17 protein-coding genes and 1 pseudogene are annotated in these 21788 nt (G+C 69.2%); 2 read left to right on the plus strand and 16 right to left on the minus strand.

What is annotated here, in order from left to right; all coding sequences use genetic code 11:
• Nucleotides 1–1755: an ABC transporter permease gene (locus tag FD678_RS13360; protein WP_140724410.1), complete on the minus strand. Its 1755-nt coding sequence runs from the start codon at nucleotides 1753–1755 to the stop codon at nucleotides 1–3.
• Between the two features lie 38 nt (nucleotides 1756–1793).
• Nucleotides 1794–2465, minus strand: coding sequence for a hypothetical protein (locus tag FD678_RS13365; protein WP_140724413.1), 672 nt, complete (start codon nucleotides 2463–2465; stop codon nucleotides 1794–1796).
• A 396-nt stretch (nucleotides 2466–2861) separates the two neighbouring features.
• Here FD678_RS13365 and FD678_RS13370 point away from each other — a divergent pair, with 396 nt between their 5' ends.
• Nucleotides 2862–4277 carry an amino acid permease gene (locus tag FD678_RS13370; RefSeq protein WP_140724417.1) on the plus strand — a complete coding sequence of 472 codons (1416 nt, stop codon included), beginning with the start codon at nucleotides 2862–2864 and terminating at the stop codon, nucleotides 4275–4277.
• A gap of 186 nt (nucleotides 4278–4463) precedes the next feature.
• Here FD678_RS13370 and FD678_RS13375 read toward each other — a convergent pair whose 3' ends face one another.
• The 14 genes and pseudogenes from FD678_RS13375 to FD678_RS13440 form a co-directional block, all read right to left on the minus strand.
• Nucleotides 4464–5207, minus strand: a complete 744-nt coding sequence (locus tag FD678_RS13375) for a copper homeostasis protein CutC (protein ID WP_140724420.1) — start codon at nucleotides 5205–5207, stop codon at nucleotides 4464–4466.
• The gene (locus tag FD678_RS13380; protein ID WP_140724423.1) at nucleotides 5204–6205 is read right to left on the minus strand and encodes a N(4)-(beta-N-acetylglucosaminyl)-L-asparaginase; all 1002 of its coding nucleotides are present in this window, start codon (nucleotides 6203–6205) and stop codon (nucleotides 5204–5206) included. Before FD678_RS13380 ends, FD678_RS13375 begins: the two co-directional genes overlap by 4 nt.
• A gap of 167 nt (nucleotides 6206–6372) precedes the next feature.
• The gene (locus tag FD678_RS13385; RefSeq protein WP_218569718.1) at nucleotides 6373–7428 is read right to left on the minus strand and encodes a glucokinase; all 1056 of its coding nucleotides are present in this window, start codon (nucleotides 7426–7428) and stop codon (nucleotides 6373–6375) included.
• A gap of 225 nt (nucleotides 7429–7653) precedes the next feature.
• Nucleotides 7654–8892, minus strand: coding sequence for a dipeptidase (locus FD678_RS13390; protein WP_140724429.1), 1239 nt, complete (start codon nucleotides 8890–8892; stop codon nucleotides 7654–7656).
• Nucleotides 8893–8994: 102 nt separating this feature from the next.
• A complete protein-coding gene (locus tag FD678_RS13395) occupies nucleotides 8995–9957 on the minus strand; it encodes an ABC transporter substrate-binding protein (RefSeq protein ID WP_140724432.1) in 963 nt (320 codons plus the stop codon).
• Between the two features lie 163 nt (nucleotides 9958–10120).
• Nucleotides 10121–10924 carry an amino acid ABC transporter ATP-binding protein gene (locus FD678_RS20420; RefSeq protein WP_305955987.1) on the minus strand — a complete coding sequence of 268 codons (804 nt, stop codon included), beginning with the start codon at nucleotides 10922–10924 and terminating at the stop codon, nucleotides 10121–10123.
• 45 nt (nucleotides 10925–10969) lie between these two features.
• Nucleotides 10970–11857: pseudogene (locus FD678_RS20650) on the minus strand (amino acid ABC transporter permease); the annotation flags it as partial.
• Nucleotides 11854–12402: a GNAT family N-acetyltransferase gene (locus FD678_RS13405; protein WP_140724438.1), complete on the minus strand. Its 549-nt coding sequence runs from the start codon at nucleotides 12400–12402 to the stop codon at nucleotides 11854–11856. The gene FD678_RS13405 and the pseudogene FD678_RS20650, both read right to left, overlap by 4 nt.
• Nucleotides 12399–13610: a M20 aminoacylase family protein gene (locus tag FD678_RS13410; protein ID WP_140724441.1), complete on the minus strand. Its 1212-nt coding sequence runs from the start codon at nucleotides 13608–13610 to the stop codon at nucleotides 12399–12401. The genes FD678_RS13405 and FD678_RS13410 overlap by 4 nt, the downstream gene beginning before the upstream one ends.
• A 9-nt stretch (nucleotides 13611–13619) precedes the next feature.
• Complete coding sequence (locus FD678_RS13415) at nucleotides 13620–14963, minus strand: LLM class flavin-dependent oxidoreductase (RefSeq protein WP_140724444.1); 1344 nt, start codon at nucleotides 14961–14963, stop codon at nucleotides 13620–13622.
• Nucleotides 14964–15410: 447 nt separating this feature from the next.
• Nucleotides 15411–16406 (minus strand): LLM class flavin-dependent oxidoreductase, encoded by a 996-nt coding sequence (locus FD678_RS13425; protein WP_140724447.1) that lies wholly within the window; start codon nucleotides 16404–16406, stop codon nucleotides 15411–15413.
• Nucleotides 16407–16465: 59 nt separating this feature from the next.
• A complete protein-coding gene (locus tag FD678_RS13430) occupies nucleotides 16466–16825 on the minus strand; it encodes a DUF3088 domain-containing protein (protein WP_140724450.1) in 360 nt (119 codons plus the stop codon).
• A 296-nt stretch (nucleotides 16826–17121) separates the two neighbouring features.
• Nucleotides 17122–17688 (minus strand): FMN reductase, encoded by a 567-nt coding sequence (msuE, locus tag FD678_RS13435; protein WP_140724453.1) that lies wholly within the window; start codon nucleotides 17686–17688, stop codon nucleotides 17122–17124.
• 249 nt (nucleotides 17689–17937) lie between these two features.
• Complete coding sequence (locus FD678_RS13440; RefSeq protein WP_441346745.1) at nucleotides 17938–20586, minus strand: TonB-dependent receptor plug domain-containing protein; 2649 nt, start codon at nucleotides 20584–20586, stop codon at nucleotides 17938–17940.
• A gap of 193 nt (nucleotides 20587–20779) precedes the next feature.
• Here FD678_RS13440 and ftrA point away from each other — a divergent pair, with 193 nt between their 5' ends.
• The gene (ftrA, locus tag FD678_RS13445) at nucleotides 20780–21769 is read left to right on the plus strand and encodes a transcriptional regulator FtrA (RefSeq protein ID WP_140724459.1); all 990 of its coding nucleotides are present in this window, start codon (nucleotides 20780–20782) and stop codon (nucleotides 21767–21769) included.
• Nucleotides 21770–21788 lie beyond the last annotated feature (19 nt).

The raw sequence follows: 21788 nt of genomic DNA on the forward strand, positions 1-21788 counted from the left end.
TCAGTCCAGGCGCAGGCGGCGCTCGGCGTACACGTACAGGCGGCGCCACAGCGCGCGGTTGAAGGCGGTCACGAACAGCGACATCACCAGCACGCCGAGCACGACGCGCGGGAAATCGCCGGCGGCGGTGGCGCGGGCGATGTAGGCGCCCAGGCCGTAGGCCTCGACGTGCCTGTCGCCCCAGCTGGCCAGTTCGGCGACGATGCTGGCGTTCCAGGAGCCGCCCGAGGCGGTCAGCGCGCCGGTCAGGTAGTACGGGAAGATCCCCGGCAGGATCACCCGCCGCCACCACGTCCACGAGCGCAGCCGATACACCTGCGCGGCCTCGCGCAGGTCGGTCGGGAACGCGCTGGCGCCGGCGATCACGTTGAACAGGATGTACCACTGGGTGCCGAGCACCATCAGCGGCGACAGCCAGATGTCCGGATCGGCGCCGGTGGCCACGATCGCCACGACCGCGAACGGGAACAGCACGTTGGCGGGGAACGCCGCCAGGAACTGCGCCAGCGGCTGGATGCGCTGCGCCAGCGCCGGGCGCAGCCCGATCCACACGCCGACCGGCACCCACACCAGCGAGGCCAGCGCGATCAGCACCGCCACGCGCAGCAGCGTGGCCAGGCCGCCGCCGATCGCCTCGCGCAGGTCGGCCAGGCCGAGCGTGCGGTGCGCATAGTCGAACACCAGCCAGGTGCCCGCCAGCGCCGCCGCCCCGATCGCGCCCAGCCACAGCCGGTCGCCCCATGCGCCGCCGCGCGGCGTGCGCCCGGCCCGTATGCGCGCACCGCGGCGGCGCGGCCAGCGCAGCATCAGCGCGCGCTGCCACAACGCCGCCACCGGCGCGGCCAGCCGGCGCAGCAGGCGGGTGCGGCGCAACAGGTCGTACAGCCACGAGCGCGGCACCACCTGGCTGGCGGTCTGCTCGACGCGGAACTTGTCGGCCCAGGCCACGATCGGGCGGAAGAACAGCTGGTCGTAGAGCACGATCAGCAGCGCCATCGCCAGTACCGCCCAGCCGACCGCGGCGAAATCCTCGCGCTCGATCGCCAGCGCGAGATAGGAGCCGATGCCCGGCAGCGTCACCGTGGTGTCGCCGACCGTGATCGCCTCGGAGGCGACCACGAAGAACCAGCCGCCCGACATCGACATCATCATGTTCCAGACCAGCCCCGGCGCGGCGAACGGCGCTTCCAGCCGCCAGAAGCGCAGCCACGGCGAGAAGCCGAAGCCGCGCGAGACTTCCTGCAGGTCGCCCGGCACGGTGCGCAGCGACTGGTAGAACGAGAACGCCATGTTCCAGGCCTGGCTGGTGAAGATCGCGAACACCGCCGCGCACTCCGCGCCGAGCTGGCGGCCCGGGAACAGGCCGAGGAAGAAGGTCACCGTGAAGCTGATGAAGCCCAGCACCGGCACCGACTGCAGGATGTCCAGCGCCGGCACGATCACCTTCTCGGCGCGGCGGCTCTTGGCCGCCCAGGTCGCGACCACGAAGGTGAACGCCAGCGAGGCCGCCATCGCCGCGAACATGCGCAGCGTCGTGCGCAGGCCGTACTCGGGCAGCTGCCACGGATCAAGCGACACCGCCTGCGCCGACAGCGCGGCCAGCGGTGCGCGCGCGTCCTCGGCGCCGTGCACCAGCAGTACGCCGAGCGCCAGCAGCAGCGCCATCGCGGCGAAGTCGTGGAGATTGGGCCATAGCCGCGGACGCGCGAGCGACGCCACGGGAGGTACGGAACGATCACGGAATGCGAAGGCCATGACGATGCCTCGGGAGCAAGTGACAGGATGGGGCCCGCTTATTGCGGGAGCAGGACGTTCAGGCCGAGCGTGAGCCAGCGCGTGCCATCGCCATCGGCGCGATGGCGGCCGGCGAGCAGGTCGAGGCTGGCGTTCGGGCCGAGCGCGCGGCGCAGGCCGAGTTGCCCGCCAGCGCCGCCGCGGTCGTCGCCGCGCAGTGCCGCGAGCAGTGTCCAGCGCGGATCGAGCACCCGTTCGAGGCCGATGCCGGCGGTCGCCGCGCGGCGTGCCCGGTCGGGCGCCTCCCAGCCCAGGTTGAGGTGGACCAAGGTCCGCTGCGCGGGATCGAGCGCGACGCTGGCCGGCAGCGCCAGCACCCAGCCCGGGCCCTGCCCCGGTTCGTGGCTGGCGCTCGCGGCGACGGCCAGGCCCCAGCCGCGCCCGTCGAACGCGCGCAGCACGCGCTTCAGCCCGAGCGACAGGCCGGCGCCCCCGGTGCCTGGATCGCGCCCGAGCACGCCCAGGCTGACCTCGGTGGCGGCCACGGTGCACGCCGGCACCGCCACGGCCTGGCGCTGCGCGCTTTCGCGGCGCAGCCAGCTTTCGACCTGGCAGCGGCCTTCGGGGGTGATCGCGGCGTCATCGATGTCCAGGCTGGCGCCGGCCCACGCGGCAACGGGCCAGGCCAACAGGACGACCGGCAACAGGACGAGCACGAACAAGGGCGGCATCGGCGACCTCCGTAATGCAAAGGCGCGCCAAAGACCGGCCTCCCGGGTATCCGGAAGAGGTTCGCTACAGCTGAGGGGGAATGCAGGCGTGGCGGTCGCCACGCACGAGGCCCCGGTCCCGAGTCACGGAACCGGCCCTGGAATCGGACGGTCCGTCGGCTCAGGCGCCGTATCGAGATCGACTACAAGATTCCAAGGAGGGGCCTCTGGAGCGGAAAAGGTGGCGCACGATAGGCCGATCGCCGGACCGCGTCAACCAAGCCGGGGCTTCATTTTCAAGGCGGGAATATCGACGTTCAGGGACGGCGGCGCGACGGCCGCGTTCCGGCCGGCCATGGCTTTGCTGCACCGCATTCGGCGAAACTCGCGCACTGTTCTTTTTTACCCGAGGTCCGAATGCAGTCCTGGCTCCGGCGCAAGCCCATCGATCAGGTCACCACGCACGAAGCCGGCCGGCGCCTGATCCCGACGCTCAGTTGGCCCCACCTGGTAGCGCTCGGCATCGGCGCCATCGTCGGAACCGGCATCTACACCCTGATCGGCGTCGGCGCCGACAAGGCCGGCCCCGCGGTGCTGCTGTCGTTCGTCGCCGCCGGCCTGGTCTGCGCCTGCGCGGCGCTGGCCTACGCCGAGATGGCCACGCTGATGCCGGCCGCCGGCAGCGCCTACACCTACAGCTACACCGCGCTCGGCGAGACCATCGCCTGGGTGGTCGGCTGGAGCCTGGTGCTCGAATACTCGCTGGTGGTCAGCACCGTGGCGGTGGGCTGGTCGGGCTACTTCGTCGGCTTCCTGCAATGGGCCGGCGTGGACCTGCCGCACAAGCTCGTCGCCGGCCCCCACGCCGGCGGCGTCATCAACCTGCCGGCGGTGGCGATCACCTTCGTGGTGGCCGGCCTGTTGATGGCCGGCACCAAGGAAAGCGCCACGCTCAACGCGGTGCTGGTGGTGGTCAAGCTGGTCGCGCTGGCGGTGTTCGTGGCCTTGGCGCTGCCCGCGTTCAACGACGCCAACCTGCAGCCGTTCATGCCCTACGGCTTTCCCAAGTCGATCGGTCCCGACGGCGCCGAGCACGGCGTGATGGCCGCCGCGGCGATCATCTTCTTCGCCTTCTACGGCTTCGACGCGATCTCCACCGCGGCCGAGGAAACCAAGAATCCCGGCCGCGACCTGTCGATCGGCATCATCGGCTCGATGATCGGCTGCACGCTGATCTACGTGCTGGTGGCGCTGGCCGCGGTCGGCGCGATGAGCTACACGATCTTCGGCAAGAGCGCCGAGCCGCTGGCGCTGATCCTGCGCGAACTCGGCCACGGCAAGGCCGCCGCGGGGATCGGCATCGCCGCGGTGATCGCGCTGCCGACGGTGCTGCTGGCGTTCCTGTACGGCCAGAGCCGGATCTTCTTCGTGATGTCGCGCGATGGCCTGCTGCCGCGCGGGCTGTCCACGGTCAACGCGCGCACCGGCACGCCGATCGCGACCACGCTGTTCACCGCGATCCTGGTCGCGGCGCTGGCCGGCGTGGCGCGGCTGGACGAGATCGCCGCGCTCGCCAACGCCGGCACGCTGGCCGCGTTCATCGCGGTGGCCGCCTGCCTGCTGGTGCTGCGCAAGCGCGAGCCGCAGCGGGCGCGGCTGTTCCGCACGCCGCTGGCCTGGCTGGTCGGTCCGGTCGCGATCCTCGGCTGCCTGTACCTGTTCTGGAGCCTGCCGGGCAAGACCCAGCTGTGGTTCCTGGCCTGGAACGCATTCGGGCTGGTGGTCTACCTGCTGTACGGGCGCGGGCACGCGCTGCTGGCGCGCAAGGGCTGAATATGGCGTCGTGGTGCCAAGCATCTGATCGAAGAGGTGGAAGCCTTCATCAAACCGCGTCATTCCCGCGAAAGCGGGAACCCATGGACTTTCGCATCGGAAAGGGCGCCGCTGAACGTCCTTGGGTTCCCGCTTTCGCGGGAATGACGAGGGAAAGATTTTCGGACCGATGGGATGGCGAGAAAATCAGTTCGCCCCATCCAGCGCGCGTCGCAGCGCCGCCACGACGGCGGCATCGGAAGCCTGCCAGTCGTGTTCCAGGCCCTGCAGCGCGGGATTGCGCCAGCGCATCGCCGAGCGCACGACCTGCTTGGCCGAGGCATGCAGGTCGCGCACGCCAGTGCTGCGCGCGAGCGCGGCGATGTTGCCGGCGGTGACGCCGGCGCCGGCCATCACCTCGATGCGCCCGGCGGCCTGGCGCACCAATGCGGCGATCGTGTCCACGCCTTCCGGCGCGCTGGCGCGCGCGCCGGAGGTCAGCACGCGCCGGCAGCCGAGCGCGATGGCCTGCTCCAGCGCCTGCGCCGGATCGCGCGCGGCATCGAGGGCGCGGTGGAAGGTCACGTCCAATCCGGCGGCCGCATCGACCAAGCGCCGGCACAGCGCGACGTCGACGTTCCCGTCGGCGTCGAGCGCGCCGATCACCACGCCGTCGCAGCCCAGCCGCACGCACAGCTCGACGTCGCGCAGCATGGCCTCGGCTTCGTGCGGTGCGTAGAGGAAGTCGCCGGCGCGCGGCCGCACCAGCACGTGCAGGCCGATGCGCAGGCGTTCGCGCGCCAGCGCCAGCGTGCCGTACGACGGCGTGCAGCCGCCCTCGCTGAGGTTCTCGCACAGCTCGACGCGGTCGGCGCCGCCTTCCTGCGCGGCCAGCGCCGAGCCCAGCGAATTGGCGGCGATCTCCAGCCGCAGCGGGACCGGCGCGCTCATGCCTGCGTGGTGGCGTAGACCGAGGACGAATCGCGCAGGTCGTCCTGGCGCTGCGCGTCGCAGACCGCGTAGACGAAGCCCTGGTGCAGCGCGAACGCGCCGACCTCGCCGTGCTTGTTCAACGCGAGGAAGCAGACCTGCAAGGTCTTGCTGGCCTCCGGGCGCTTCTTCACCACCCGCGCGATGGCCTCGCGGCAAGCCTCGGCCGGTGAGCGGCCCTGGCGCATCAGCTCGACCACCAGGAAGCTGGCGGCGTTGCGGATCATCTCCTCGCCGACGCCCGATGCGGTGGCGCCGCCGACCTCGTTGTCGACGTACAGGCCGGCGCCGACGATCGGGCTGTCGCCGACGCGGCCGTGCAGTTTCCAGGCCATGCCGCTGGTGGTGCAGGCGCCGGCGAGCCGGCCCTCGCGATCGATCGCGAGCATGCCCAGGGTGTCGTGGTTCTGGCTGTTGCCCGGGATCAGCCTGCGCTCGGCGTTGATCTGCGGCTGGTACCTGGAGGTCTTGCGCCACGCCTCCCAGGCGCGCCTGGCCTCGGGCGTCAGCAACGGCTTCTTCGCGAACCCCTGCTCGACGGCGAACTGCTGCGCGCCCTCGCCCACCAGCAGCACGTGCGGGCTCTTCTCCATCACCGCGCGCGCCACCGAGATCGGGTGCTCGATGTCCTCGATCGCCGCGACCGCGCCGCAGCGCCCGTCGCCGTCCATGATGCTGGCATCCAGGGTCAGCACGCCGTCGCGGTCGGGATAGCCGCAATGGCCGACGGTCGGGTTGCACAGCTCGCTCTCGACCCAGCGCGCGCCGGCCTCGACCGCATCGAGCGCGCTGCCGCCGGCCGCCAGCACCTTCCATGCGGCCTGGTTGGCCGGCACGCCGAAATCCCAGGTCGACACCACGCGGGCGCCGCCGGCGGTGGAGGAAGCACGCACGCGCGGGAGCGCGAGCGCGCCGGCCGCGGCCAGTCCGGCCTGCAGGAACTGCCTGCGATCGGTCATCGGGATCTCCTGTGGTTAGAGCGCGTCATGGACTTCGGGATGCGTACGAAGCGGCCTTGGGCGCGTCGAGACAAAGCATGCAACGCAGCATCGGCGCGCCCCACCCGGCACCGGCTCATCGCCGACGGCCCGCGCATTTCCCCAAGGTCCATGACACCCCCTGGAGGTCACGCGCCCGTGCCGCGGCGCCAGGCATGCCAGGCGGCCGCGCCGAGCACGCCGAGTTCGCCATGCTCCACGCGCCAGACCGGTACGTGCGCCAGCACTTCGCCGAGCACGCCCTTGGCCAGGAAGCGCTCGCGGAAGCTGCCTTGCAGCAGGAACGGCTCGATGTGCGCGGTGATGCCGCCGGCCAGGTACACGCTGCGCGCGCCGAAGACGATCGCCAGGTCGCCGCACACGCTGCCGAGCCAGCCGCAGAACACGTCCAGCGTCTCGGCGGCGAGCGCATCGCCGCCGTGCAACGCGGCTTCGACCAGCTCGCTCGGCGTGTTCCAGCGCGGGGTCGCGCCGCGGATCTCGCACAGGCACGGATACAGGTTCATCAGCCCGGTGCCGGACAGCACGCGCTCGGTGTCCACGTGCGGCCAGCGCCGCATCAGCTTGCCGAGGATCTCCAGTTCCAGCGCGTTGGCCGGCGCCAGCGCCGAGTGTCCCGCTTCGCTGGCCAGCACCGGATGCTCGCCGTCGGGCAGGCGCAGCGCGGCGCCCAGGCCGGTACCGGGGCCGAGCACCAGCGCGGGCCACTGCAGGCTGCGCGGCTGCTCGCCGTTGAGCGGCACCAGCGCCTGCGCCGGCACGTGCGCGATGGCGTGCGCCACCGCCTCGAAATCGTTCATCAGCTCCAGCCACGCCAACCCGGCCTCGCGGCGCGTGGCCTGCAGCGATACCGGCCACGGCAGGTTGGTGTTGACCAGGCGATCGCCGTCGAGCACGCCGGCGATCGCCACGGTCGCGCCGTTCACGGCACGGCCCTCGGCCTGGCGGAAATCGCGCAGGATCGACGCCAGCGAAGGATGCTCGGCGCAGGCGTAGCGGCGCAGCGCGAGGATGCGCGGCTCGCCGCGGCGGGGGATTTCCGCCAGCGCCACGCGCGCGAAGGTGCCGCCGACGTCGGCCGCGAGGATCGTCGATGCCGCCGCCGGCACGGGCGTATCGAAGGCCGGAGGAGCTGCCTCCGCCGCGGAGGGCTGCGACGCCGTATGGTCCATGCGCTGCTTCACTACCTTATTCGGGAAAGCGGCCGCGCCGCTCGTCTTCGTAGTCTAAGCGGACGGCGGCTTTCGGGGCCGGATGGCATGCGCAATTGTGCGATGGATCCCCTGCATCGAGGGAAGGCCCGCAGAAGCGGCGCAGCCGAGCCGCGACCGGGCTTTCCCCTGGAAGCCCGCCGCGGCTCGCCTCGCTCCTGCAGGGACACGCGCGTGGACAGGGAAAGTCCGTGCAGGTCAGCGCCGGCTGGCCGCCCAGTCCTGCGCCTGGCGCATCACCCGCAGCACGTTGCCGCCCCAGATGTCGGCGATCTGGCGCTCGCTGTAGCCCTTGCGCAGCAGCCAGGCGGTGATCTTGGGCAGGTCGCTCACGTCGCGCATGCCCTCCACGCCGCCGCCGCCGTCCCAGTCCATGCCGATGCCGACGTGCTCGGGGCCGACCAGGTCCAGCACGTGCTCGAAGTGGGCGAAGAAATCGTCCAGCGTGGCCTTGCGCACCGGATAGCGGGCGTCCAGCGCCTCCAGGTCGGCGGCCAGGCGGGCCCCGTCGGCCACCTTCATGTGTTCCCAGTCGCCGTACTTCGCCTGCAACGCCGCCAGCGCCGCCTTGCGCTGCGGCGTGGCGCCGTCGTCGACCAGGTAGCCGCCGTAGGAGTTCATCTGGATCACGCCGCCGTGCTCGGCCAGCCGGCGCAGGCGCGCGTCGTCGAGGTTGCGCGGGTGGTCGTGGACCGCGCGGGCGCCGCTGTGCGAGAGCAGGATCGGCACCGGCGACATCGCGATCAGCTGGTCGAACACCGCGTCGGAGGCGTGCGACTGGTCGATCACGATGCCCAGCCGCTGCGCGCGCTCCACCAGCGCCTTGCCGGCCGGGCTCAGCCCGTGCCACTCCGGCCCCTTGGGATCGGTGGCCGAATCGGCGAACTCGTTGTTGGCGAAGTGCACCGTGCTGAGCAGGCGCAGGCCCTGCTTGTAGTAGAAATCCAGCAGCGTGGGATCGGCGACCAGCGGGCTGGCGTTCTCCATGCTGATGAAGACCACGCGCTTGCCCTCGGCCTTGATCCGCGCCGCGTCGTCCGCCGTGGTGGCCAGCGCGAACTTGTCCGGGTGCGCGGCCAGCAGCTGCTTGATCGCGACCAGGCGCTGCAGTCCGGCATCGCGCTCTTCGCGGTGCGCCCGGTCGCTGCGGTCGCCCTGGCCGGTGTAGATCGCCCAGAAACCGCCGTCGAGCGCGCCCTGCACCATGCGCGGGTAATCCACCTGCGCGAGCGCGTTGCCGGCATGCGCGGCGAGCACGTCGAAGTCGGCGCGCTCGAAATTGGCCGGCGTGTCCAGGTGCGAATCCAGCGTCAGCAGTTTCTTCTGCAGCTCGGCGGCGCGTTGCAGTTCGGCCTGCGAGAACTCGACGGCACGGGCGGGCAGCGCGGCGGCCAGCGCCAGCGACAACGACAGGGAAAGGCTCAGCACTCGCGACATCGGCGGACGATCCTTGAGGGGGTTCGGCCGATCATAGCGGCGCACACCTTGTCTCGACACGCCCAGGCCGCTTCGCACTCGTCCCCAAGTGCATAACACGCTCTACAGATCGGCCAGCCCGGCTGGATTGGTTTCCGAGCGCGGCACCGCCTCTTCGCCGAGGTTCCAGCGCGCCAGCACCTGGGCGTAGGTGCCGGCTTCGATCTGGCTGTTGAGCGCCTGGGTGACCGCCTCGGCCAGGCCGCTGCCCTTGCGCGTGGTCACCGAGATCGCCGCCGCCTTCGGCCAGCCGCCCGGGAACAGGCCGACCCGGCGCACCCGACCGTCGCGCGCGGCCCAGGCGCCGGTGGCATTGGGCTCGAACGACACGTCGGCGCGGCCGGTGATGACCGCCAGCCGGCCGACCACCGAGTCGTCGAAATACTGGAACTCCACCGGTTTCAACCCAGCCGCGACGTTCTGCGCATCCCAATGGCGCAGGATCTGGTCCTGGTTGGTGCTGGCGCCGATCGCCACCTTCAGCCCGGCCACGTCCGTGGGGCCGGTGATCGCCTTGATCGGGCCATCGCTGCGGGTGTAGATGCCGAGCAGGTCGTGACGGTAGCTGGAGAAGTCGAACTTCTTCTTGCGCTCCTCGGTGACGGTGATGTTGGCGATCGCCGCGTCGTACTTGCCCGACTCCAGGCCGAGCGGCCAGTCCGCCCAGGCCACCGGCACCAGGTTCAGGCGCAGGCCAAGCGCATCGGCGACCAGCTGCGCGATGTCCGGCTCTACGCCGATGAGGGTCTTGCTGTCGGCGGCGTAGTCGCCCAGCGGCAGCGCACCGGCCACTGTGGCCACGGTCAGCGTACCCGGCACGATCGGCTTGAACCGCTTCGACAGCAGTGCGATCGCGGCCGGGTCCGGCTGGGCATGGATCGGCGGCCCGGTAACGACGCCGGGCTTCGAGGCCGCCGTCGCGCCGGTCTCGCGCGAGGGGCGCGAATGCAGGATCGCCGCGATGCCGGCGGCGAGCACCAGCACGATCACGGCGATGTTGAGGTAGCGGCGGCGGGAGACGGGCATGCACGATCCTTGGGGAGGGAGATTTGCGATTGCTTTGTGGGGTGCTTTTGCAGGTCTTTATTTGTGGGAGCGACTTCAGTCGCGACGGGCTTTACCGGTGAAGCCCGTCGCGACTGAAGTCGCTCCCACAGAAGGCAGGAAGACAGGAGGAGACAGGAAAGCGCTACAGCACCTTGGCAAGGAACTCGGCGGTGCGCGGGTGCGTGGGGTGTTCGAAGATCCGTTCCGGAGCACCGACCTCGACCACGCGTCCCTGCTCCATGAAGACGATGCGATCGGCGATGCGCCGGGCGAAGCCGATCTCGTGGGTGACGATCACCAGCGTGGTGCCCGAGCGCGCCAGTTCCTCGATCACCGCCAGCACTTCGTTGACCAGTTCCGGGTCCAGCGCCGAGGTCGGTTCGTCGAACAGCAGCACCTTCGGCCGCAACGCCAGCGCGCGCGCGATCGCCACGCGCTGCTGCTGGCCGCCGGAGAGCTGGCGTGGGTAGGCATCGGCCTTGTCAGCCAGGCCGACCCGCGCCAACAGCGCCAGCGCCTGGCGTTCGGCCTCGGCGCGCGCGAGGCCGCGCACCGCGCGCGGCGCCTCGATCACGTTCTCCAGCACGCTCAGGTGCGGGAACAAGTTGAAGTTCTGGAACACCATGCCGATGTCGGCGCGGCGGCGGCGGATCTCGGCCTCGCGCAGTTCGTGCAGGGTGTCACCCTCGCGACGGTAGCCGACCAGTTCGCCATCGACGGCGACGTAGCCGGCATCCACGCGTTCGAGATGGTTGATCGTGCGCAGCAGGGTGGACTTGCCGGCGCCGGAAGGCCCGATGATCGCAGTCACGCTGCCGGCAGGCAGATCGAGGTCGATCCCGTCGAGCACGCGCAGCTCGCCGAAGCGCTTGCTGACGCCATGAATCGCCACCGCGCCGCCGCGGCCAACGGGATCGGCGGCACCGGCCACGGCCGCGTTCGGCACGGGGAAGACCGCGGATGCGCGCCGCGGTGGACGCGAGCGCCGCCCCGGTGCTTCACGCAAGGCCCCTCGCGCGAAGCGGCGCTCGATACGCAGCTGCGCCAGCGACAGCAAGGTCAGGATCACCAGGTACCAGACCGTGGCGACCATCAGCAGCGGCACCACTTCCAGGTTGCGCCGGTAGATCACCTGGATCGTGTAGAACAGCTCCGGCAAGGCCAGCACGTACACCACCGAGGTGGCCTTGGCGAGGTTGATGATGTCGTTGAAGGCGCCGGGCAGGATCGTACGCATCGCCTGCGGCAGCACGATGCGGCGCACCTGCCGCGCGCGCGGCAGGCCGAGCGCGGCGGCGGCCTCGAACTGGCCCTGGTCCACCGACAGGATGCCGCCGCGAATGATCTCGGCCGAAAACGCGGCCTGATTGAGCGACAGCCCCAGCAGTGCCGCGACGAACTGGCTGATCAACTGGGTGGTCGGCCAGGACGCCAGCACGGTATCGGTGAACGGCACCTGCAACTGGATGGTCGCGTACAGGTAGCCCAGGTTGTTGAGCAACAGCAGCAGCACCAGCAGCGGGATCGAGCGGAACAGCCACACGTAGCCCCACGACACACCCACCAGCAGCGGCGAGCCCGACACGCGCGCCAATGCCAGCGCGGTGCCGAGCACGAAGCCGAACGCGGTACCCAGTGCGGTCAGCAGCAGGGTGCGGCCGAGTCCTTCCAGCACCGGTTCGGCGAAGAACCATTCGGCGAATATGTTCCAGCCCCAACGCGGGTTGCCGAGCACCGATTGCAGCACCGCCAGCAGGATCAGGATGGCGAGCACCGTGCCGAAGGCCTGGCCGGGATGCCGCGCCGGCACGATGCGCAGCGTGGCGGGGGCGCGCGTGGCGGGGGCGCGCGACAGGTCGGGAAGGGTCTGGCTGCTCATGGCCCGTGCGTCCTCGGGAATTCGGCGGGGGCGGCCGGCCACGCCGGCGCGATCGGATCCAGGTACTTTTCGAAGGCGAGATGGACCACGCTCTCCGGATCGGCCTGCAGATCGAACAGCGCCGTATAGCCCTGCTTGAGATACAGGCCGACCGCCTCGGGCTGACGGAAGCCGGTGGTGAGATAGACGCGCCGATATCCCTGGCGCGCGGCCTGCTCTTCCAGCTCGCCCAGCACCCGTTGCGCCAACCCCTGGCGGCGCAGGTCGTGGCGAGTCCAGATGCGCTTGAACTCGGCGGTGTCCGCGTCGCGATGGCGCATGAAGGCACCGCCGCCGACCACGTCCTCATCGCGCAGCAGCAGCAGGAATGCCCCGTGCGGCGGCGCGAACGCCTCGGCCGGATAGCGCTCCAGCTCGTCGCGCGGCGTTCCGCCGATGCGCGCGATCACGTCGCGGTAGCGCTCGCCGTACTCCTGCTCCAGTCCGTCGAACAACGGCTTCGCGCGCGGGTCGCGCACCGAGGTGTAGAGGATGCGCTCGCTCATGTCGTTGTCTCCACGGGTTCGGCCAGGAAGCGCTCGGCCAGCCGCGCCCAGTAGCTGGCGGCCGGGGCGATGATGGCGTCGTCGAACACATAGCGCGGGCTGTGCAGTGAGGCGCTGTCTCCATTGCCGACGAACAGGAAGCTGCCTGGGCGCTGCTGCAGCAGGAAGGCGAAATCCTCGCTGGCGGTACGCGGCGCCAGGCCAGGCACCACGCCGGCCTCGCCGAACGTTTCCAGCGCGACCTGGCGCGCGAACGCGGTCTCGGCGGCATGGTTGAGCACGCTCGGGAAACCGAGCGGGAACTCGATCTCCACACTCGCACCGAAACCGGCGGCGATCGACTCGGCCAGCACCGGAATGCGCCGGCGCAGCGTCTCGCGCACCTCCGGCAGGAACGCGCGCACGGTCAGCTTCAGCTCGACGCTGTCGGGAATGACATTGGCCGCCTGACCGCCATGGATCGAACCGACCGTCACCACCGCCATCTCGCGCGGATCGACGTTGCGCGCCACCACGCTCTGCAGCGCGGTGACGATGTGCGCGGCGGCCAGCACCGGATCGATCCCGGTATGCGGCTCGGCACCATGCCCGCCCTTGCCGACCACCCGGATCCGCGCCCAGTCCACCGAGGCCATCGCCGGCCCATCGACGAAACCGAAGCGCCCGGCCGGCACGCCCGGCCAGTTGTGCAGCCCGAAGATCGCATCGACCGGAAAACGCTCGAACAGCCCGTCCTCGATCATCCGCGTGGCGCCCTTGCCGATTTCCTCGGCGGGCTGGAACACCAGGTGCACCGTGCCGTCGAAGCGTCCGTGCTTGGCCAGGTAATGCGCTGCCGAAAGCAGGATCGTGGTGTGGCCATCGTGGCCGCAGGCATGCATCAGGCCGGGATTCCGGCTGGCGTAGGCCAGCCCGGAGTCCTCGCTGATCGGCAGCGCGTCGAAGTCCGCGCGCAGGCCGAGCCGGCGCGTGCCGGTGCCGCGCGTCAGCGTGCCGACCACGCCGGTGCCGCCGACGCCGGTGGCCACGTCGTAACCCCAGTCCGCCAGCAGGCCGGCGATGCGCGCGCTGGTGCGATGTTCCTCGAAGGCCAGCTCCGGATGGCGATGCAGATCGTGACGTATCGCGATCGCCTGTTGCTCGCTGAAGGCGGCCACCTGCGGGATCACGCCGGTGGCCGCTGCCGGAACGCGAGGCAATGCGCTCATCGCGATTCCTCAACCGGCCTTGCGCGCAGCGTCGGACGCGGCGGCATGGCGGCTCGGCTTGTACGGCAGCCCGAGGTGATCGCGCAGGGTCTCGCCGGTCAGTTCGCGGCGGTAGTAGCCGCGCGCCTCCAGCACCGGCAGCACCAGCTCGACGAAGTCGTCCAGGCCCTGCGTCTGCACCGGGAAGCCGAGGATGAAGCCATCGCTGGCACCGGCATCGAACCAGCGGATCAACTCGTCGGCGACCTGCTCGCCGGTGCCGATGAACTGGGTGCGCGGGCTGACCGATTCCTGCGCCACCTGGCGCAAGGTCAGGCCCCGCTCGCGGGCGTCGCGCTTGAGCTTGTCGGTGCCGGATTTGAAACTGTTGGCGCCGATCTCGCCCAGCTCCGGGAACGGCTCGTCCAGCGGGTACTGGCTGAAATCGTGGTGATCGAAGAAGCGCCCGAGATAGGCCAGCGCCTCGTTGATGTCGGCCAGCGCGGCAATCTGCTGGTACTTGGCCTCGGCTTCCTCGGCGGAGCGGCCAACGATCGGGCCGATGCCGGGAAATATCTTTACATCGCCGGCGCTGCGCCCATGCGCGATCGCCGCGTTCTTGACCTTCTGGGTGAAGGCGCGGGTTTCTTCCAGCGACGGTGAAGGCGTGAACACCGCATCGGCGTACTTGCCGGCCAGGCCGATGCCGTCGTCGGAGGCGCCGGCCTGGAAGATCACCGGCTGGCCCTGTGGCGAGCGCTGGATGTTGAGCGGGCCTTCGACCTGGAAGAAGCGGCCTTTGTGATCGAGCCGGCGGAACTTGTTCTTGTCGAAAAATTCGCCGCTGGCGCGATCGCGCGGGAACGCATCCTCATCCCACGAATCCCACAGGCCCTGCGTCACTTCCAGGTACTCGTCGGCGATCCTGTAGCGCAGCGCGTGGTCCGGATGCGGGCGGCCGTAGTTGCGACCGGAGCCTTCCAGCGGCGAGGTCACCACGTTCCAGCCGGCGCGGCCACCGCTGATCAGGTCCAGCGAGGCGAACTGGCGCGCGACCGTGAACGGATCGCTGTAGGACGTGGAGAGCGTGCCGGCCAGGCCGATCTTGGAGGTGGCGGTGGCCAGCGCCGAGAGAATGGTGATCGGCTCGAAGCGGTTGAGGAAGTGCGGAATCGACTTCTCGTTGATGTACAGCCCATCCGCGACGAACGCGAAGGCCACGCCGTTGGCCTCGGCCTTGCGTGCGATGTCGATGTAGAACTGCAGGTTGACGCTGGCATCGGCCGGGTTGGACGGATGCTTCCAGGCATTCATGTGGCCGCCGGGACCGTGCAACATGATGCCGAAGGGAATGGGACGGGGTGCGGTGCTCATCGGAAAGTCCTCATGGATTCATGGCGCGCGGGCTGCGGGAATCTGATCGGTGCCGGATGCCCGCTTTTCCCTTCTCCCTTCGGGGGAAGGCGTGTTGCTTGCGAACCGCGGGGGTTCGCACACGCCTGAACGCCTGGCGCGCTGCGCCAGGCCGGGGCGCGAAGCGAGGTACCCGCTTTTTTCCCTTTTCCCTTCGGGAGAAGGTGCCCCGTAGGGGCGGATGAGGGTCCGGGCGAAGCCTCATGCGGTCGGACATCGTGAGGGCTTCGCCCCGTACCCTCACCCCAACCCGCGCCCCGGCCCACGCCAGCGGCGTAGGCGCTCCAAGGCACGCACGCCAGTGGCGTGCAAGCCGTGCCTTCTCGCCCCGAAGGGAGAGGGGCTTGGTTGGCTGACGCTCCGCGCTCGTCGAGCCAGCGAACAACCCGACGCTCGCCCATGTCGCGCTCACGCCGCTGCCGCTCGCGGTGCCGGCGCAAGCAGTTCCAGCGATGCCAGCCGCGCCTGGTGATCGGCCACCGGTGCATCCAGCACGAACTCCTCGACGCCGAAGCGGCGATGCAGCAGGTCGAGCTGGCCGCGCACGTAGTCGGCATCGCCGGCCAGCACGCTGGGATGGGTTTCTTCGATGCGGTAATCGCTCACGCCGGCCTGGCGCGCGTACTCGGCGGCCAGCTCCTGGCTCGGCAGGTTGACGGTCTGGCCGGGGCCGAGATGCAGCTTGTGGACGCGCAGAGCGCTGATATGGCGTGCAGCCTCGTCGCTGCTGCGCGCGGCGAAGGCGATCACCGCCAGCAGCGGCGTCAGCGCACTTCCGCGGTGATAGGCATCGAACGCGCGCTCGATATGCGCGTGGTCGCCATCGAAGTGAGCGGCATAGACGAAACGCCACCCCAGCCGCGCCGCCAGCTCGGCGCTTTCCGGGCTGGCACCCAGCAGGAACCGCTGCGGGCCCTGCGCCGGCAATGGCGTGGCGATGGCGTCGGCGTGGCGATGTCCTTCCGGCAACGTGTTGGACAGGAAACCGTCCAGGTCGGTCAACTGCTCGGTGAAGTCCGGCGCACGTTCGCGGCCATGGGCGAGTGCACGCGTGGAAGCGAGCAACCCGCCCGGTGCCTTGCCCACGCCGAGATCGACGCGGCCCGGCGCCAGGTTGGCGAGCAGGTTGAATACCTCGGCCACCTTGTACGGCGCGTAGTGGCGCAACATCACCCCGCCGGTACCGATACGGATGCGCGAGGTCTGTGCGAGCACGAACGCCGCCAGCACCTCCGGCGCGGAACTGGCCAGCGGCGGCGCCGCATGATGCTCTGCGAACCAGTAGCGGTGATAGCCCAGGCGCTCGGCCTGCTGCGCCAGCGCAAGGCTGTCGCGCAGCGCCTGGGCGGCGTTGCCACCCTCGGGGATGTAGCTCTTGTCCAGGATACTGAGGTGGTAGGGCATGGTCGGGCTACGGGTCGGGATGCAACAGGGAGAAGCTCGGTGGCGTCATGGCGGCGGCTTTACGGATGCGGCTGCGCAATGCCGTACAGCTCGCCGAGCGCGGCAAGGATCGGTTCGGTACCGGAAATGTATTGGCGCCCCTCGTGCTCGCCACCGGCATGCGTGCTGCGGATTTCGGCCGGCAATACCAGCTTCGGCAGCGACTGGTTGCTTTCGCCAACCACGTCGATGACATCCCGGCGCGGGCGCGGGAAATCGACATGGCGCACGTCCAATCGCTCGCGCAAGCCCGGCAGGCTGGCGAGCGCGCCTTCCAGCAGCAGGCTGTGCCGGCAAAAGAAGCGTTGTCCGCGCTGGCTGGGATCTTCGAATTCATGTTCCAGCAGGAAGAGGATCGGCTTGGAAATCGGGTCCGACATACGAGGCCACGTGTCCTAAGGGAAGCGGTGCCGGCGACGATGCGCCGGGGGTCGAGTCCATCGTAGGCAACGCCCTCTCGGCCGCCGCGCCGGAACTCGACAATGTCCGGTCATATCCGGCCAGGAAAATGCCGGTCGGGAATAAGCAAATCACTCGATGCCGTGCTGATCCGTCATTCCCGCGACAGCGGGAATCCATGGACGTTGCCTTCCAGGCTTTCCGGCAAGGCCAACGACTCAACGTCCTTGGATTCCCGCTTTCGCGGGAATGACGGAGAACGGGAGGCGGATTCACTTCAGGCAATCCGGCGCAATGCCGCACTTCGCGAGCGCCACAACACTCCCGCCGCACGTTCGGCCGCCAGCGCGATGCGCTCGTGCAGCAGCGTGCTGGCGACGTGCTCGCCATCGAAATCCGTGGGCGTGGCGTAGACCCCGATCGGCAAGGTCAGCGCCTGCAGGAAGCTGAAGAGCGGCCGCAGCTGATGATCGATCACCAGCGCATGCCGCTCGCTGCCTCCGGTCGCGGCCAGCAGCACGGGCCTGTCCACCAACGCGTCCACATGGATCAGATCGAACAGATGCTTGAACAGGCCCGGATACGAGCCGCGATAGACCGGCGCGGCGGCCAGTACCAGATCGGCCGATTCGATGCGCAACAGGTGCTGCTCGATCTCGTTGGGCAGCTCCTCGCGCGATAACGCACCGCCGAGGGGTCGCGCGATCCGCGCCAACTCCACCACATGGCTGCTGATCGGCAGCTCGTGCTCCAACCGGGCCAGGATCGCACGGACCAGCGCCAATGTGCGCGACGTGGTGGACGTGCTGCCGACGACAGCGACGACTTTCAGGGGAAAGGACATGGGCGATCTTCCGACGAAGGAGGGGCGGACGACGCCCGGCGCCAGCCGGGCATCGATGCCTATTCAAGGTTTCCGGGGCCATCACGGCCATATCCGCAGCGACAACCGCTGGCAACATCCCGCCAGCGTCATGAGCGTTGCTCATATGCAAACAACCGGAAGCGTTGATGCTTCTTGCAGATGGGCCTGCACCACGACCTGCCGGGACTGAAATCCCTCCCGCATGACCCGTTACCGCTTCCTGCAGCGCTAGAACCGATAGTTCACCCGCCCGTACCAATACCCACCCACGGTATCGAGCACGTCGCCCAACTCGTAGTTCTCCGTATAGGTGGCCCGGTCGCTGGCGCTGCGATAGCGATCGGGCACCTTGCGGATGCGCTTGTCGAACAGGTTGTTCACGCCGGCGTCCACACTCCAGCCGCCGCCAAAGTCGTAGCTGCCGCCAATGCGGGTCACCAGCACCGGCGCAAGCTGGTACTTGTGGCCGTTGGTCAGCCGCCTGATCGGGCCGTAGTAGGTGAAATCCAGGTTTGCCGACCACGGCCCCTGGTTCCAGCCGAGGCCGGCGACCTGGGTGTAGCGCGGCGTGCGGTAACGCAGCGCGTACTCGCTCGACTCGGTCAACAGATTGATGTTGGGCAGGCTCTGCAGCACCGTCGGAATGTCGCGCACCTGAGTGATGTCGGTCTTGCCGGCATTGGCCGCGTAGGTGTAGCGCAAGCGCCCCCAGCGCGTATCCTGGCTGGCCTCCACGGTCAGTTCCACGCCGCGGGTACGGGTGTCGCCGATGTTGGTGAAGTAGCTGACGTAATAGGCATCGCCTTGCGCGATGCTGACGCCTGCGCTCGCCAGCAACGCGTCGATGGTGGCCTTCTGCGCGGCGCTCAGCGCAGTGCCGTTGTAATCGGTGACGTTGGCCGGATCCTGCGCGTTGTAGCCGATCTGGCTGGACTGGCCGAGCTGGTTGCGGATGTCGATCTGGTACACATCCAGCGCCGCATGGAAATCCGGCGACGGATCGAAGGTGAAGCCGACGCTGTAGTTGTTGGCCTTTTCCGGCCGCAACGGTTTGGCGCCCAGCGCGAGCGCGGTCGGCGAGCCGACCTGCGCCACCACCGTGGTGCCGCACGGGCAGTTGCCGGTCGCCTGGTAGTACTGTGCCCCCAGGCTGGGCGCATGGAAGCCGTTGCTGACCGTGGCGCGCACGCCGAACGCATCGGTGAAATCGAAACGGGTGGTGAGCCGGCCGGTGGACACGTCGCCGAAGTCGGAATGGTCTTCCCAGCGCGCGGCCGCATCCAGGAACCAGCGCGAGGTGATGTTGGCCGAGGCGCCGACATAGACTGCCTTGCTGTTGCGCGTGGCATCGGCCGCATCGGCGGTTGAATAGCCGACGAAGGCCGCCGCGCCCCAGCCCGTATACGACTCCCACTGGCCCGGATCGCGCCGGTATTTCTCGTGCTGGTATTCGAGCCCGGCGCTGAAATCCAGTGGCGAGGACAACCACGCCAGCTCGAACGAGCGGCGCAGGTCGAGGTTGTTGATCAGTTGCTGGTAATCGACCTTGCCATCGTAGAAGTCGGTCGGCGCGCCGGGATACTGCAACGAGAAGTTGGCCGAATCGTTGGTGTAGGTGCGGATCGTGTCGCGGTTGGCGGTAACGCTGAAATCGTAGTCCCATCCGCCCAGCAGGCCCTTGACCCCAGCGCTGCCGGTGTACTGCTGCTCCTTGGTTTTCAGCACCGGCGAGAAACCATCGGGCCACACGTTGAGCACGCTCGGCGCGGCGTAGACGCCGAAGATCGTCGCCGGCAAACGGTAGTTCTGGATCGCGTTGGCAGTGCGGTCACTCGCGCTCAGCGTGGCGTAGAAATCGGCGTCCCCGCCCAATCCGTGGCCGAGATTGGCGGCCAGCGACTTCAGCGAATAATCGATCGAACTCAGGATGCGGTTGGCCTTGGTATCGCGGTTGGCCTCGGCCGGATTCGGCGTCGCGCCGGCCGGCAGGCTGTTGTAGGTGCCGAGCGCGACCGGATTGCCTTTCGCATCGATCGCCGGATAGCTGAGATAGCCGTCGCGATAGGTACGCGCACGGATCGCGCTGTGCTGCCGTGTGTTTTCCGCCGACAGGTTGACGAAGCCGTCCTCGCCCCAGGGCAGGCCGAGGTTGGCGCGGATCGTGGTGCGCGCGCCGTCGCCGTCGTAGCTCTCGCCGCTTTCGATCGACGCGCTGCCGCCCGACGCCTGCGATTTGAGGATCACGTTGATGACGCCGGCGATGGCGTCGGAACCGTAGATCGCCGAGGCACCGTCGCGCAGCACTTCGACATGGTCGATCGCCGCGACCGGGATCAGCGCGAGATCGGCCCAGGCATGGCCGGGAAAGCCGCCGCCGTTGGCGCCGCTGACATAGGCGCTGGCGTTGCGGCGTTTGCCGTTGACAAGCACCAGTGTGTAGCCGGGCGAAAGATTGCGCAGCTGGTAGCCGCGGATCAGGCTTTCCTGGTCGCTCTGGTAGCCGCCGACCTGGCTGAGCGAAGGCAGCGTGCGCTGCAGCGCCTCCAGCAGCGTGGCCTGGCCGCTGGCGGCCAGATCCTGCGCGGAAATCACGTCGATCGGCGTGGAACTGTTCTTGACCGTACGCGTGCTGGTGCGCGAACCGGTCACCAGCACGGTATCCAGCGTGGAGGCGGAAGCGTCGCCCGTGGCCGTTTCGGCGGCGAGGGCGGGTGCGGCCAGCGCGATCGCCAGCGGCAGCAGCGCCCACGGCAATGGACGAGGGAAGGAAAGGAGATCGGGCATGCGTCGGATCCGGAACGGCGGGAAGGAAGGCGAACAGCGGTTTGTGCGAAACCGCCGCCCGCTATTCGAGAGCCTTTGCCGAAGGGCGGCCATCGCCGATCACGACAGCCGCAGGCAACATCCCGCCATCCACATGAATTTTGGCAATGACCAAACAGCCAGCCGTGTCGCCAGGCGCGCGCATCGCACGAAACCGCTGAAAACAAGCGGTTTTTGCGCTCTTGTCATGCCCTCGCGGATTCACGCGCGGCATCGGCCTGCGGCGAGGGAGCGGTAGTATCCGGCCATGTCCTCGCCCACCGATGCTTCCGCTTCGTCCGCCCCGCTGGTGGCGATCGTCGCCTACCAGCAACTCGGCCTGTTCGAATTCGGCTGCGCCGTCGGCCTGTTCGCGCCGGTGCGGCCCGAGCTGGAAGTGGATTGGTATCGCAGCGCCGTGTGCGCCTGTGAACCCGGGCCGTTACGTGCGCTGGGCGGATTGCTGATACAGGCGCCGCACGGGCTGGACGTGCTCGACGATGCCGACATCGTGGTGATCCCCGGCTGGCGCAATCCCGAGGAACGCCCGCCTTCGGCGTTGCTGGAAAAGCTGCGCGCCGCGCACGCGCGTGGCGCGCGCCTGGCCTCGATCTGCTCGGGCGCGTTCGCGTTGGCCTGGGCCGGCCTGCTCGACGGCAAGGACGCCACCACCCACTGGCGCCTGACCGATCTGCTGGCCAGTCGTTTCCCGGCCGTGCAGGTGCGCGAAAACGTGCTGTACGTGGACACCGGCCAGATCATCACGTCGGCCGGATCGGCTACCGGCATGGACATGCTGCTGCACATGGTGCGCAAGGACTACGGCACGCGCGTGGCCAACCTGGTCGCACAGCGGCTGGTGCTGGCGCCATGGCGCGACGGCGAACGCAGCCAGGTGGTCAACCGCTCGATCCCGCACGGCGAACCGAACCGCCTGGCGGTGCTGACCGAATGGATCCGCGCCCATCTCGACCAACCGCACACGCTGGCCTCGCTGGCCGAACGCGCGGCGCTGAGCCAGCGTACGTTGCAGCGGCAGTTTCTCGAAGCGACTGGCCTGTCGCCGATCGATTGGGTGATCCGCGAGCGCGTGGCGCTGGCGCGCGAACTGCTCGAAACCACCGACCGGCCCTTGCAGTGGATCACCGAGCGCGCCGGCTTCGGCTCGCTCGAATCGTTCCGCCGACACTTCCGCGTGCTGGTCGGCAGCAGCCCCAGCCGCTACCGCCAGCAGCTGTCGGTAACGGCACTCGGTTGATCGCGGGGGGCGTAAGCCG

Source organism: Pseudomonas sp. Hp2 (assembly GCF_006386585.1).
In the GTDB taxonomy this organism is placed as follows: domain Bacteria; phylum Pseudomonadota; class Gammaproteobacteria; order Xanthomonadales; family Xanthomonadaceae; genus Pseudomonas_S; species Pseudomonas_S boreopolis.

Coding starts and splice junctions, on each gene's coding strand:
- FD678_RS13390 (WP_140724429.1), bottom strand. CDS start 8,892: ATGTCGCGAGTGCTGAGCCTTTCCCTGTCGTTGTCGCTGGCGCTGGCC.
- FD678_RS13365 (WP_140724413.1), bottom strand. CDS start 2,465: ATGCCGCCCTTGTTCGTGCTCGTCCTGTTGCCGGTCGTCCTGTTGGCC.
- FD678_RS13405 (WP_140724438.1), bottom strand. CDS start 12,402: ATGAGCGAGCGCATCCTCTACACCTCGGTGCGCGACCCGCGCGCGAAG.
- msuE (WP_140724453.1), bottom strand. CDS start 17,688: ATGTCCTTTCCCCTGAAAGTCGTCGCTGTCGTCGGCAGCACGTCCACC.
- FD678_RS13370 (WP_140724417.1), top strand. CDS start 2,862: ATGCAGTCCTGGCTCCGGCGCAAGCCCATCGATCAGGTCACCACGCAC.
- FD678_RS13380 (WP_140724423.1), bottom strand. CDS start 6,205: ATGACCGATCGCAGGCAGTTCCTGCAGGCCGGACTGGCCGCGGCCGGC.
- FD678_RS13360 (WP_140724410.1), bottom strand. CDS start 1,755: ATGGCCTTCGCATTCCGTGATCGTTCCGTACCTCCCGTGGCGTCGCTC.
- ftrA (WP_140724459.1), top strand. CDS start 20,780: ATGTCCTCGCCCACCGATGCTTCCGCTTCGTCCGCCCCGCTGGTGGCG.
- FD678_RS13375 (WP_140724420.1), bottom strand. CDS start 5,207: ATGAGCGCGCCGGTCCCGCTGCGGCTGGAGATCGCCGCCAATTCGCTG.
- FD678_RS13395 (WP_140724432.1), bottom strand. CDS start 9,957: ATGCCCGTCTCCCGCCGCCGCTACCTCAACATCGCCGTGATCGTGCTG.
- FD678_RS13410 (WP_140724441.1), bottom strand. CDS start 13,610: ATGAGCGCATTGCCTCGCGTTCCGGCAGCGGCCACCGGCGTGATCCCG.
- FD678_RS13440 (WP_441346745.1), bottom strand. CDS start 20,586: ATGGCCGCCCTTCGGCAAAGGCTCTCGAATAGCGGGCGGCGGTTTCGC.
- FD678_RS13425 (WP_140724447.1), bottom strand. CDS start 16,406: ATGCCCTACCACCTCAGTATCCTGGACAAGAGCTACATCCCCGAGGGT.
- FD678_RS13415 (WP_140724444.1), bottom strand. CDS start 14,963: ATGAGCACCGCACCCCGTCCCATTCCCTTCGGCATCATGTTGCACGGT.
- FD678_RS13430 (WP_140724450.1), bottom strand. CDS start 16,825: ATGTCGGACCCGATTTCCAAGCCGATCCTCTTCCTGCTGGAACATGAA.